The 13,526-nt window shown below is 66.8% G+C and carries 6 protein-coding genes; 1 reads left to right on the top strand and 5 read right to left on the bottom strand.

From position 1 onward, the window contains the following. The first annotated feature begins 9 nt into the window (after positions 1–9). Complete coding sequence (locus ABZ642_RS22285; protein WP_360486672.1) at positions 10–177, top strand: DUF397 domain-containing protein; 168 nt, start codon at positions 10–12, stop codon at positions 175–177. Between the two features lie 64 nt (positions 178–241). Here ABZ642_RS22285 and ABZ642_RS22280 read toward each other — a convergent pair whose 3' ends face one another. The 5 genes from ABZ642_RS22280 to ABZ642_RS22260 all read right to left on the bottom strand — a co-directional run bounded on the left by ABZ642_RS22280 (position 242) and on the right by ABZ642_RS22260 (position 11,970). Further along, the gene (locus ABZ642_RS22280; protein WP_360486670.1) at positions 242–877 is read right to left on the bottom strand and encodes a hypothetical protein; all 636 of its coding nucleotides are present in this window, start codon (positions 875–877) and stop codon (positions 242–244) included. Between the two features lie 56 nt (positions 878–933). After that, entirely contained in the window at positions 934–2,163 is a 1,230-nt protein-coding gene (locus ABZ642_RS22275) for an AAA family ATPase (protein WP_360486667.1), read from the bottom strand. Between the two features lie 73 nt (positions 2,164–2,236). Next, positions 2,237–7,492: a class I SAM-dependent DNA methyltransferase gene (locus ABZ642_RS22270; RefSeq protein ID WP_360486664.1), complete on the bottom strand. Its 5,256-nt coding sequence runs from the start codon at positions 7,490–7,492 to the stop codon at positions 2,237–2,239. Between the two features lie 67 nt (positions 7,493–7,559). Next, complete coding sequence (locus ABZ642_RS22265) at positions 7,560–10,463, bottom strand: DEAD/DEAH box helicase (protein WP_360486661.1); 2,904 nt, start codon at positions 10,461–10,463, stop codon at positions 7,560–7,562. A gap of 235 nt (positions 10,464–10,698) precedes the next feature. Then, entirely contained in the window at positions 10,699–11,970 is a 1,272-nt protein-coding gene (locus ABZ642_RS22260) for a protein kinase (RefSeq protein ID WP_360486658.1), read from the bottom strand. Between the last annotated feature and the right edge of the window lie 1,556 nt (positions 11,971–13,526).

The raw sequence follows: 13,526 nt of genomic DNA, 5'->3' as shown, positions 1-13,526 counted from the left end.
CTGAGTTGGGTGAAGAGCACCTACAGCAGTGGCGAGGGCGGCGATTGCGTCGAGGTGGCTACCGACGCCCACACCGTTCATGTGCGGGACTCCAAGGACACCGCTCGTCCCGGCCTTGCCGTTGACGCCGATACCTGGGCTGCGTTCGTCGGGTATGCCGTCGAAGAGACCGGCTGAGTTGCTCTCGTGTGTACGTGCCCTGGGGTTTCGCTCGGAGCCTCAGGACACGGATGGGAAGGATTCATCTGCGGCGGGGACTTGGGACAGCGGATGCGGACCACTGACCGAGTTCGTGAACGAAGTCCCTGTACGAGCGGTTGGTTCCAGTCGGACCCGAGGCCAGGAGACCTAGCGACCTGGCCGACTCGGCCACCTTGGGTCCGTCGCTCTCCCGGAAGGCAGGGGAGCCGAGTCTGTGCTTCAGCTCTTCCTTTGGGCTCTTGAGGTTTCCGGTGTCGCGGCCCTGGAACTGCGCGGGCACCTTCCAGTTGGAGTGGACGGCGGGGAAGGCGTCTGGGAAGAGTAAGAGCCAGGCCTCTGACTCCCAAGCGGCCAGCGCCAGCGCGGAGTTGCATGGACTCTCGCGGGAGAGTGCTCCGGCGACGTTGGCGCGGATACGGGTGTACTCGGCGTCCGCGTAGCCGTCCAGGTCCTCATGGATCACCAGGCCGACCAGCGGGCCCTTTGCGCGGAGCGCGCGACCCTTCGCCTTGCCGATGATTGTGCGTAGGCGGGAAGCGAGTTCGGGCCCGGAGGCCGTCTTCAGACGGGTCTTGTCGCTGATCTCGACGAGCCGGGCCCCGCTGAGGTCGGGATGGTGCTGCTTGATGATCTCGGCGACGATCCGACAGTCATTGGAGTCCTCGCCGGCGAGCACGATAACGCCACGACCTTGCTGACCGGAGGCTGCGCCGTCTCTTCTGTTCCTGGCCACTACAGCTCGTCCCCGGTGAGGTCGCCTCCGAGCACGCCGGAGAACCACAGTTCACCCAGCGGCAGGTCTCCGCTCTCCTCGACGATCGCGCGCACCTCGTCCGTATTGATCGCGGGAATAAGGGAGGCGCCCTCGCCGTCGCGCTCGCAGATGACGATCTCTTCGGGCTGAAGCCGGTCGGTGAGCGCGGGAGAGTGCGTTGCGACGATGAACTGAGTGAGGGCGCTGGCTTCGCGCAGGCGATTGACGATCAGTTGCAGTGCCTGGGGATGAAGACCGTGGTCGATCTCCTCGATGCAGGTGAGAGCTGGGGGCGAGGGGTCGTAGAGCAGGGCCAGGAGGCCAAGGAGCCGGACGGTTCCGTATGAGGCGTCGGCGAGAGGGGTGGCCCGACGCAGGCCGCGTTCCACCAGGTTGATCGACACCTGGTCGGCCCGACCTCCGACCGAGGCGAATTCGATGTCAGCCAGTTGCGGCAGCACCGAGCGGGCGTCGTCGACAAGCCGTTCCCAGAGGGTGGTGTTCTCGCTGAGCAGGAACAGGAAGGATGCCAGGTTGTCTGCGCTGGACGACAAGTCGTTGCGACGGAGGTCGAGGCGGGTCGGCAGACGTGCGGCGTCTACATTCACGTCGAAGACGCGGAACGAGGAGAGTTGGTCCGCCACCAGCGACACCTCGGAACCGCCTTCCGTACTAGCCAGCCGTGGCAGCGTGGACAGGCCGCTGCTGAGCCGCCGGATGCCGAACTCGCTGCTGCCCTCAAGCTCGGTGCTCGGCCGAGTGTCGACGACCGTGGCACGCTCGCCCGACACGGTGATACGGCGCCCGCGCCCCCTCGTCCGTTTGAACTGGAAGCTTTCGCTGCGGGTGAGGCGGTAGCGGCCGTTGTCCTTGTTGCTGGGGGCCGAGTAGCGCCGGACCTTGAGGTCGTATTCATCGGGGGCGTTGGGGCTGGAGTGGGTGGTCCAGGTCGCCTTGAGTCGAATGCGGAGGGTCGTCGGCGGCTTGGGTCCGCCCCAGAACGCGATCTCGTCGAACCCGCCCCTAGTTTCGAGGGCGGGTTCGAGGTCCGTACGGATGACGTCGGCGAGCAGGTCGAAGACCTTGAGGACGTTCGACTTGCCGACACCGTTCGCACCGACGAGAACCGTCAGAGGGCCTAAGGGGATAGTGACGTCCCGCAGACTGCGAAAGTTCTCCACGTGTAGTTCGAGCAACTGTCCTGGCATGGACGGAACCTATCCGGAGGCGTGGGGCGGGATGCGGTAGGGCAGGCCTGGCGTCGGCACGTGCCGCTGACGGTTAGCCATCCACCGGCACCTCACGCCCACCGTCCGCTAGCTCGGGCGGGGTCCACCGCCCTGCGGCAATCTCGGCATCCAACCGCGCCTGGAAGTACGCGTGCGCACCTCGCATCTCAGCCTCACGGTTCGCCCTATAGAAGGGGGGATCGTATCCTTCGGGGGGTGGGACGGTATCAGGGGATTCGAGGTGCGCGAGGAGAGCCGGGTAGGTCTCTTTGGTCTGACCGTACCCATAGGTGTTGTGATTGCGCGCGATCTTCCGGCCCTTGACGTCAAAGTACATCTCGGCCTCGTAGTCCGACAAAATCGGATAGCGCGACTTGTAGATCGCGACGAGTTGGCTGACTTTGATCCCGAGCCAAACAGATACGAGGGCGTCCAATTCGACCAGGGCCGCGCGACGTTCATACTCGGTCCGGAGCGGGGTGTCGTAGACCCAAGTGGGTTTAAGGTGTCCGGCAAGAGGCCCGAGGTGTAGCCAGCCGTCGTAGGCCCAGCTTTCGTAGCTGGGCCACGTAGAGTGGTATAGCTCCTCCCATAGGGGGGCGTACGCGGTGGTTAGTGAGTTCAGACGGAGGGTCCGGAGAAGTAGAGGGTGGGCGAGGGGATGATTGGGGTCTGGAGCTGGCATCTTGCGTGCCTCGCTGGCCCGTACGTCGGATCTCCCGGTAATTCGGAGCAGGTAATCAATAGGAATTGCAGACCAGAATCCAGCTGAAAGTACCGATTCTCCATTTGTGGCGCCTGCAAGAGATTCCAGAGTTCTTTGGTGTGCTGGGCCTGGGGGGAGGACTGCTGCATAAAGGCTGCGTTCGGTATCGAACGGAATCATTCGCCGCCAAGTCAGTCGATAGAAATCGGTATACTTTCTATCGCGCCATGTGGTCTGTGCGGCACGGTAAGTTTCCCAGTCGCTTGCGCGTTGGAAATTTGTTCGCGGGATCAGGGACTCTGGAATGCGGGTCAAGTCATTTAGTGACCAGTCACGGTTGGTTAGGCATGGCTCGTTGGGCTGTTTGAAGAACGGGCATGAGACTCCGATGTGGGGTCCCTGGAGGAGAACTTCGTTCAGGGAGCCGGGTGTGCCTGTCGCTTGTCTGATTAGTCCGTCTCGTCGAGCTTCGGCCTCGTCGTAGGCTCGACTGAAGTAGGTGACCCTGTCTCCAAGGTGGAGATTTTGGGCAGAAAGGGCCGAGATGGCCTCTTGTTCACTCTCTGTCACGGGGTACAGGAGGGGTGTTTCACTGCTGTTGATGGTGGAGTCGCCCGACAAGCGATTCCATTCGGCCAAGCGAGATGAGTCGACTTGTACTAGCCGGTCCTTGTGGGGGCGTACTTCCCATTTTCCGTTCTGTTTGATGCCTGGGAGTGGCCCAAGGCCGTCATGTTTCAGGGAGCCCGTGAGCGTTTCGGGACTGAACAGCCAGCTGAGGTGGGTAAATTTAATAGGTTTCCGCGCTCCGTAAATGTTGATGCTGAACTCTGTGTTTGCGTGGATCTCGGGAAATACTCCGGTCCGATTATGAAAGTGGGCGTGGGTGCGAAGGTGTCGGTAGGTTGCTACGCGCAGAGCACCTTCTTTGACCCCGGCGAAATGCGTGTCAGGGTGAATTAGGCCAGCGGTGCCCTCTGGCGTCAAGTTCTTCCAAACCTCACACATGAAAGCTCTGTACAAGTCGGGCTGAGTTCCGTTGAGGAGAGGGTAGGTAGTTGTTCCGCTCAGGAATGTTACGGTGCCTACATTTGCAGCCAACTCGCTCAAGAAGTAGCGTGAAGCACTTGAAGAGCTCTCGTGTAGCTCTTCCTCTTTTCGGAGACGCCAATCTTGAATTCCTGGTTTAATGGTCAGAGCAAACCATGGATCCAACTCCGCTAGAACCAAGTCTTCCTGCCAGCGCGGCCTCACCCAAGGCGGATTCCCCACCTGCACGTCATACCCGCCCTTGGCGAACACCTGCGCAAAGTCCAACTCCCAGTGGAAAAACCCCTGCGCCTTAGCCACATCGCCCGCAACCCCCGCCCAAGGAAACCGCAGCTCCAGCTGCTGAAAATGCTCCATCCCCATAAGGTCCGGCAGCGCATCCTCATAAGGCTCCAGCTCCGCCAGCGACCCGAACTCCGCCACCAGCGAGTCAGCCGGCACATCCTCCGTACCAATCAGCGACTCGGTGAACTCCAGCCAGTCGTCCAGTCCCGCCAGCGGAACCACCGCCCGCTTGCGCGCACCCCCGATGGCCTCCTTGCGGCGCCCGGTCCGCCGGCGCTCCACCGAGGCCGCCGTCAGCTCACCGGCACCCGTTACCTCACCGAACAGGTCGGTCGTCTCCCAGGACATCAGTACGCCGGAGTCGTCCGCCGTCCGCAGCCCCTCCGCCACAGCACCCGAAGGAAGTTCCTCAGCTCCCCGCGCGTACACCCCATCCGTACCGTCCAGCAGCCCAGCCTCCTGCACAGGCCAGAACCACAACGCACACCACGCGTCCATCAGCGTCTTAAGCCGCCAGTACGGGGTGTCCGGTGCCGTCAGGTCGGCGACGACCTTGTCCCGCTGAACCGCCACCTCCGGTGACCGTAGCCAGCCGTCCTCCGCGCCCCAGACGTCGATCCGGCGCGAGATGTCCCGCTCGGAGATCTCCAGGCGTCGTACGACCAGGTCCCACAGGAACTCCACCCGCCGGGCTGCCGCCTGAAGCCGCTCGGCCTGCTTGGCGGTGGGCGTCCGCGTGATCATCTTGCGCCAGTTGCCCAGCGTTCGCGCCGCCTCCGGGGCCAGCGCCTTCGCCTCCTTCTCGGCCGCGACAGCACCCCACTCCTTCGCGGGGAGGAGGAAGTGGTGGACGGCGTTCTCGGTCACCCGCTGCACCGACCCACTCCGGGTCGTGCGCTCGGTCACCGTCTCCGGGAGGCCGTTCGCGGCCTCTGCCAGCGGGAAGCGTTCCGGCGTTGTGCCCAGCCAGGCCGCCTTCTTCAGCTTCTCCGCCGGGTACACCTCACGCCGGCCGCCGATGAGCGAGTTGCCGCGCCGCAGGTGAAGGCCGAACCACGGGGCTTCCATGCCGGGGTGCATGGTGTTGAGCCACAGGGACACCTCCGCCAGCTCCACGGCGGTCTCGTTCAGGTCCACGCCGTAGGAGTTGTGCAGGGCGACGTACGCCTTGGCCTTCTGGAGCTCGACCGCGTACTTCTCCGTGTCGATCGGTGTGCCCAGCTCCTCCTGGCGGCGGCGCAGGTACTCCGCCGCGACCTGGTTGATGGCCTCGTTGAGGAACGCGCCCGAGCCGAGCGCCGGCTCGCAGATCTTCCAGTCGAGCAGCTCACGCGCCTCGGTCGTCGTACCGTCCTGATCCAGGCGGTGCTGGAGGGCCAACTGGACCGTGACCTTGGTGAGGGACTCCGGCGTGTAGTACGAGGCGGAGGTCTGACGGTCGCGGCCGGAGAGGCGGTAGACGAACGAGCCGGGGGAGTAGGTGACGCGGACATCCTCTCCGGTCTCCTCGTCGCGGCGGTACACGAACACGTCGCGCGGATAGTCGTCGATCTTCGACTTCGGGATCAACCAGGAACCGTCCTTCGGGTCACCGCCCTTCGCGACCTCGTACAGATCCTCGTCATCGGCGGCGATGAAACCGCTGTACGACATCAGGCCCTCGTACACAGCCCCGAGCTGGTTGATGCCGAGCTGGGCGTACGAGATGAAGCCGCCGCGTTCGCCCTTCTTGCCGCGCGTGATCATCAGCAGGCGCAGCACCTTGTAGAGGGTGGCGTTGCGCAGCCGGGTGTCCAGGACGCGAGTACAGCTGCCGCTGCCGTCGGTGTCGTCCTCGTCCTCATCGGCGTCGTCGTGCGGGTGCGGGATCGCGCCCAGGCCGATCAGGCGGATCGAGTCCGGTTCGAACAGCTTGGAGTGAAGCGGCTCGAAGCGCAGGCCCACGTCCTCGCTGGTCTTGACGTCCACCTCGTCGACGCCGTCTGTCTCCGAGGCAGAGGGGCCGTGCGTCCGGCGCGAACGGTAGCCCTCCTGCACCTTGCGGAAGAGCAGGTCCAGGGACTCGTACAGGTACGTGCCCTGCCGGGACTTCTCGTCGACGAGATCCCGTTCGGCGATCAGCTCGCCGAGGCGGCCGAGGCCGTAGCCCTGCTGGTACTCGGGGTAGTCGGCGGGCAGGATGCCCAGCTCGGGGCGGGCCTCCGCGTAGAGCAGGAACAGGATGCGGTAGAGGTAGCGGAGCGACTCGCGGGTCAACTGCTTGCCGAGGTCGGGCAGTTCACCGATGTCCTCGGGGCGTACCTCCTGGTCGCGCAACCGGGCCAGGACCTCGCCCGCGATCAGCTCGACGCTCAGCCGCAGACCGTCGCGCAGCTCGCTGGAGACACCCACCGCGTGCTTGGTGGACTTGCCGACGAGTTCCGCGAGGGGGTTCTCGCCGCCTTCCTCCGGCGTGCGCAGCGAGTCTGCGCCGAACAGGGCGGCGATGGTGTCGAGTTCGCCGCCCGCCTTGGTGTCGTTGCGTTGCAGGGCGGCATCCAGGGAGACCGCGAGGTAGCGGCCCTCGCCCCACACCATGCGGTCCGCGAGGACGACGACCCCGCCGACCAGCAGGAGGACGTAACGCGGGGCGTCCTCGCAGGCGAAGAGGAACGAGGCGAGCTTCGAACCCGTCGGTACGGTGTTGCGGCCGTCCAGCGGTACCGGTTCCAGGAGGCGTCCGGGGCCCTCCGGGTCGAGAGCGGCGTCCGGTTCGGCGGCCCAGCCGCAGTCGACCGCGACCAGGCCCTTCTCGGCATGGGCCACCCGCACCTTGTACGGCTGGTCGGCGCGCGTGACCGTCATCGTGCGCGGCTTGGCGTCGTAGCCGAGAGCGCGCAGCACGTCGGCGTTCAGGGCGCGGACCCGCTCGCACCAGGCGGGGGAGTCGTACGTCGCCGAGTCGTCCTCGGTGTCCTGGGCGGCGGCCGTGCCGTCCTCTTCCTCGGGGAGGGCGAAGGAGGAACGGGCGCGGAAGTAGCGGCGGCGCAGGTCACGCAGGCCCGCGCGAGGGGTGACCGGCAGAGCGTCGGCGTCCGGTTCGGCCGGGGGAGCTTCGGAAGTTCCGGAGGCACCCGCCTGCGCCGCCCGCTCGGCGTCCGCCCTCGCCTCGTCCTCGCGCTGCTTCCAGGTGGCCAGCAGGCCCGACTTGAGGTCCTTGGGCAGCACTTCGGCGAGGTAGTGCGCCGAGAAGTAGTCTCCTCGGTTGACCAGGGAGTCGTACGTCATGTCCGGTCTCTTCTCAGGGAATCACAGGTCGGGAGGTCTGGCGGGCCCGGGCCGATGGGCCGTCGGCTCAGGGCGCCGACGGTGGCCGGGCGGGCGCTTCCGGGTCGGGGACCAGGACGGCGAGGACCCGCAGCAGCGGGCGGCCGGTGGTCAGCAGCGAGTCCGCGAGCGAGGCGAGCGACCTCTTCGTCCGCTCCCCGGCGAGGGTGGGCTGCTCCCAGTCGCCCAGGCGGGCCTTGTAGTCGTCGATCGGCTTGCGCAGCGGCTCGTCCCAGGCGTCCCGGTGCCGGTCGAGGAACCGTTCGGCGGCGGCCAGCGCGTCGGGGATGCCGGCCTCCAGCACGGTCGCCGGTTCGCTGTGGCGCATCGGGTTGGCCATGGTCGGACCGACTCCGGAGCGGCGCAGCAGGCCCACCATGTCGTCCTCGACCGTGCCGCCGCGCGTCACGCCCATCCATTTGACGACGGTCGGGCGGCCCAGCGCGTTGGAGTAGACGCCCTGGACGAGGTACGTCGGCTCCGGCACGTCCGCCGTGATGATCAGGGCCTCCTGGCGGCCCAGGCGTACCAGCACCTTGTCCGTCAGCCACTCCACCACCGGATGCAGATCCGTGAGCAGGGAGATCTCCGGCCAGCTGGACGTGGACGACTCGCGGGCCCGCTTCAGCGAGTGCTCGGCGAGCCGGCGGTTGAAGGTCACCAGCAGCCGCTCCCGCAGGCGCTGTTCGCGTACGTAGTCCAGCGGGAGTGCCTTGAGGCGGTGCACCAGGTCGGTGGGCGGGCGGAACGAGAGCAGGCCCGACTCGGTGTCCCGGTGCAGGTCCAGGCTCGTGGTCGCGTCGGGGAACACCTCGCTCAGCGCCTCGTCCAGGAACTCGGCGGTCGACGTGAACAGCCGTGGCACCGCCGCGTTGCCCGGTGCAGACGCGCCGGCACCCCTTGCTTCGGTGTCCTGCGGTTCGGCGTCCTCCGTGCCCGGTTCGGCGTCGCCCACCGAACCGAAGAAGTCCGCGAGGAAGTCGTCCATGGCCGTGTCCGCCTCGGCCTCCGCCTGGTGCGCGTCCAGCGACTCGTCCACCGTACGGCCGCGCAGCAGATCCTGGATGAGGGACTTCTCCTCGGCCTCCGCCCGGTACAGGCCCGTCACCGCCTCGGCCGTGCCCAGCGCACGGTGTGCCTGGTCCTCCCGGTCCAGCAGACGTTCCGCCACCACCGTGTCGTCCTTCGCACCCTCCACCTCACTGGTGAGGATCAGGGCGCGGAACTGCGGCTGGTGAGCCTGCCCGTAACGGTCGATACGGCCGTTGCGCTGCTCGATGCGGATCAGCGACCAAGGGACGTCGTAGTGGATCAGCTGGTGGCACTGGCGGTGCAGGTTGACGCCCTCGGACGCCACGTCGCCGGTCAGCAGGATGCGCACGTGCGCGTCCGCCAGCCCGAAGTCCTCCACGCACTGCATCTGCTGCTCGTCCGACAGGCCACCGTGCATCACCCGTGTCGATTCCTCGGCCTCCCGGCCCCGGAAACCGAGCGCGGCCGGAAGCACCGTGCGCAGCCACTCCAGGGTCTGCACCCGCTCGGAGAAGACCACGACGCGTGCGTCCGACTTCGGGCCGATGCCGATCGCCTTCAGCTGCTCGACCAGCGCCGCGAACTTCGCCGAGTCGGCCTCCGTCAGTGGCTCCACCAGTTCCTGGAGCGTGCGCAGCGCGCCGAGTTCGGCACGCGTCGCCGTCGGCTCGTTCTTCTTCTCCAGCGTCTTGACGCGCGCGGTCACCGTCGCCTTGAGAGCGGCGTGCGAGGAGAGGAACGACTTCAGCAGCGTGTACGGGAAGAGGGGCACGCCGCTCACCGAGGTGCCGTTCTCGCCGGGCAGCCAGACCGCTGCCAGCTCCTCGAAGATCTTCTCCTCGGCGGGCGTGGCCGCACACCGAACGGACTGGGAGGGGCCGCGGTCCGCCCACTGGCCCTTCATCTGCTCCCTGACCTCGGGGCTGATCTTCGTACGGCGGATGAAGAGGTGCTCGATGTCCTCGGCGCGGTAGTGCTCCGGATCGCGGATCGCCGCCGGGTCGAGCAGGCCGATCAGCTCGGCGAACGACTTCGCGTCACCGTTGTGTGGGGTCGCCGAGGCCAGGATCAATGCGTCCGTGCGCGGGGCGAGGATCTGCGCGAGCTGGTTGCGCAGGGAGCCGCGGTTGATCAGGTTGTGCGACTCGTCGATGACGACCGCGTCCCAGTTGATCCGTTCCAGGTGATGCTTGTACTGGTCGGTGTTCTTGAGGGTGTCGATCGAGACGATGACCCGCTTGAAGTAAGTGAACGGGTTCCGGCCCGCCGGGATCTCCCGCTGGATCCGCTCGATGCCGACCGAGTCCAGCCGTACGAGAGGGATCGCGAACCGGGTCCACAGTTCGTGCTGGAACTGCTCCAGAACGTGCTGCGGCGTGACCACCAGGATCCGTTCCCCGCGCCCCCGCCGGATCAGCTCGGCCAGCGTCAGACCGATCTCCAAGGTCTTGCCCAGACCAACCACGTCGGCGATCAGCAGCCGAGGGCGCAGGTTGCGGCCCGACAGGGCCAGCTCGGCGGGGCGGCGCTGGTAGGGGAGGGAGTCGAGGAGGAACGAGTCGGCGAGGGCCAGCCGGCGCTCGGACTGCGGCAGCGCGGTCTTGCGCAGCACCGCCTCCAGGAAGAGACGGGAGCGGCGGAAGTTCGACGACTCGTCCCGGACCAGCTTCGTACGACGGGGGTCGATCAGCTCGATCGTGTCCAGGCCGGTGAAGAACGCGGCCTCCTGGTCCCGTACGAAGTCGGACACGCCCACGACGTCGACCTTCGCGCCGTCGTGCTCGGTGCGCACGGAGTTCCGCACGAGCCACACCTCGTCGCGCACGAAGACCTGCGCGCCTGCCGGAAACTGGTCCTCCCCGGAACCCACCGGTGCGGTGCTGCTCTGCTGGGCGGTCACCCGCTGCCTCCCGTGTCCGTCATGCTGTGCTTTTGTCGCGGTCGCCGCCGACTCGGAACGACGTACCGCTCACGCTGTTGTACCGCTCCACTGTGCCGTATGGGCGGCAAAGCGTGTGAACCACCCTCACCGGGACAGACGCGCAGGTCAATGGCTCATGACGGGTAGATGCCGCGGGGAGAGCCCGGAGAGGTGCGCAGCGGCGCGGTCCGGCCCGAGTACTGCGCGGCGAGGGTCAGAAGGCTGCCCGTGCCGCATACGCCTCGCGCAGCTGCTGGGCTGTTCGTCGGGCCTGTGCGGAGTGGCGCAGGGAACGGGCCGGGGACCGGCCACTGGGACGAGCCTGCCTTGGCCCATCCTGTGCTTTGTGTTTGTCCTGCTCGTCCTGCGCGGTCTGCGGTGCCGGGGTCGCTGGATCCGACTGGACAGGCGGTTCCTCTTGCCGGGCCTGGTGCGGCGGCGCGAGGAACATGGTGGGGTGGCCGTCTGAGGTGGACTCCTGCGCGACCGGGGGCGCGGAAGGTGCCTCGTCCGGGAGCGGCGCGTCAGTCTGAGCCGGCAGAGCGGGAGGGACGGGCGCAGAGCCTTGCGACACCGGTGCCGGTAGCAGCGTCGGGAAATCCTGGGGCGGCGCGACGGTGTAGGTGGTGAGCCGCCGACGTGCCTGGGCGAGCTTCAGCCCTTGCGCCTCGACGAGGGCGCGGCACTGCTGGACGACTTCGGTGACCGTGGGCCTGTCTTGGGCTTGATGGGCCAGCATGGCCGTCAGCAGGGGGACCAGCTCGGGCGGTACCCCGGTCAGATCGGGGGCGGTGGCTGGATCGGTCACCATGTGGAAGAGCACGTGGATGTTGCGCGCGTGGTAAGGCAGGTGGCCCGTCGCGGCGAACAGCAGCACCGCCCCGAGTGCGTACACATCGACGGCGCTCGTCAGCGGCTTCACACCGTTGGCCTGCTCGGGAGGCATGCAGGACGGGGTGCCCACGACGGTGTTGGCGGCGGTGAGGGAGGCGCTCGACTCGGCGAAGACGGCGAGACCGAAGTCAATGATCTTGGGACCGTTCGGTCCGAGCAAAATGTTCGCGGGCTTCAGGTCGCGGTGCAGCAGACCCTGCTTGTGTACATAGCCCAGGCCCTCGGCGAGGGTCGCGCCAAGTGACAGGACGAGGAGTGCGGGCAGCGGGCCGTGCGACATCACGTGCTTGCCGAGGTCCGGTCCCTCCACGTACTCGGTGGCCAGCCACGGCTGCTCCGCGTCGGCGTCCGCGTCGAGTAGCTGTGCGATCCGCGCGCCCCAGACCGTCTTAAGGATCTCGATCTCCTGCGCGAAGCGCAGCCGGGCGGTCGAGTCGACCACCGACGGCTTGATGACCTTCACCGCGGCGGGCTCGCCACCGGGCGACTCGCCCAGGTACACCTGGCCCATGCCACCCTGCCCGATCCGGCCCAACAGCTCGAAGCCTCCGATCTGCGCCGGGTCTTCGGGGCTGAGCGGCGTCGTCTGCACGTCTTTCCTTCAATCGGGTCCGTTGATCTGGAGCTGTCGAAGAGGTTCCCCATCAAGCTAGCCGATCCGGCCGACAGCTCGCTGCGTACCGACCGCGTCTTTGCGGATCTCCGCGCCCCACGCCTCTGGGCGTCTTACCCGCACCGCACGAGAGCGTGGGCATCGCTGCTAGGACCGGGTTCACGTCTTGTCTCCTGCCGTGTCCCGCTGCGGCGCGTGAACATTTCCCAGCCACTGACCGCCCGTATCCGCAAGGCGCGACTTGGCGCACCCGGCTGGGGCTCCGGCGGCGTGTACGTACGGCTGCTGGCGCCAGGGTTCCTTTAGGGCAGTTCGGAGGTTGTCACGCGGTCGCTCCTCTCGGACGGGCCAGCAGCGGGTCGCAGTTCGGACGGGACACGGCGTGGCCCGCTGCCTCGGGGCAGCCGCCCGAGGGTTCTTCAATCTCCGAATGGTGTGTGACCAGCGAACGACGATCCGTTACCGTCAACCTTCTTCCAAAGCGGACCAGGCCCATGGCCCAGGCGTTTCCAGGGCATCGGGTGTTGCGAGCTGGGAAGGTGCTCTTCGTGAGGGGAGACCAATGGCGGTGAGGCGTAGGCGTTTTGCCGAGCGGCGGCCATACAGGCTTACTCTCAGGAGGAATTCGCCGAAGCGCTCACGGTGGCCGCGTCCACCGTGAGCCGCTGGGAGGACGTCCGTGTCACACCAGCCACACCGCTGGCCGACCTGGCGGCTGGCGATGGACTCGGACAACTTCGAGCGCATCAGGCAGACTGTCTGAACCTCGATGGTGATGAAGCCCCCGGTCCGGACCGCTTTGGGAACGGCGGCGGCCGGTTGCCGGTCGGCAGTAGGCGTTGTGGTCCGCGTCCCCTGCCGAGGGCTGATTCCTGTAGCCCCTGAACCGTGCTGCGTCCTGCCCTGTCCTCACGACAGAGTGCGCGACTTTCAACGAGGGGGCGCACCCGCGCTTAGGTAGCCGTCAAAGTAGCCGTGGGAGTGATCGCCCGGCATGTTTGTGCAGGTCGGAGCGCTGCGATGACTCTCCCCGGCGTACAGCCCGACTCGCCTGCCGCCACCTGCGGCTTTGCCTGGGAAAGGGGCCTCTGAGCTGGCCGTTCGCGACAGGCGTCGGAGTATGGTGCTGAAGCCGCCGGCATGTGGAACGGTCTCTGCTCGGCGGTACCACGCGGCCCCGATGGCCGCTCACCGGGGGATCACGCTACCCCACAGGCCGAGACGAGCGTCCGCGCGGCCGCTGTGGGAGACCGCCCTGCGCGCCGCGGTCTCAGAGGCATGGAGTGCTGCGACTGCAGCCCGGGCGCGCTTGCCGATCTTTGCCGTCCGTTGGGACTGCCCATACCTTCTGTATAACCGCTCTCCATAGTGTCTTGGGTTGGCATGTGCACAGAGTGAAGTACGGGGGTGGGCGGCATGTCGGACCTGAAGAAGGAAGCGGCGTCCATGCACAAGGCGGCCTCGGGGCTGCGGGGCGTGGGGCATCACACGGCGAAGCCGTTGCAGCAGTTCGAGGCGCAGTCCCATGACCTGGG

The sequence above is a fragment of the Streptomyces sp. NPDC007157 genome (assembly GCF_040634235.1).
Taxonomy (GTDB): domain Bacteria; phylum Actinomycetota; class Actinomycetes; order Streptomycetales; family Streptomycetaceae; genus Streptomyces.
This window is presented reverse-complemented; position numbering and strand designations above follow the sequence as displayed.

Coding starts and splice junctions, on each gene's coding strand:
- ABZ642_RS22275 (WP_360486667.1), bottom strand. CDS start 2,163: ATGCCAGGACAGTTGCTCGAACTACACGTGGAGAACTTTCGCAGTCTG.
- ABZ642_RS22270 (WP_360486664.1), bottom strand. CDS start 7,492: ATGACGTACGACTCCCTGGTCAACCGAGGAGACTACTTCTCGGCGCAC.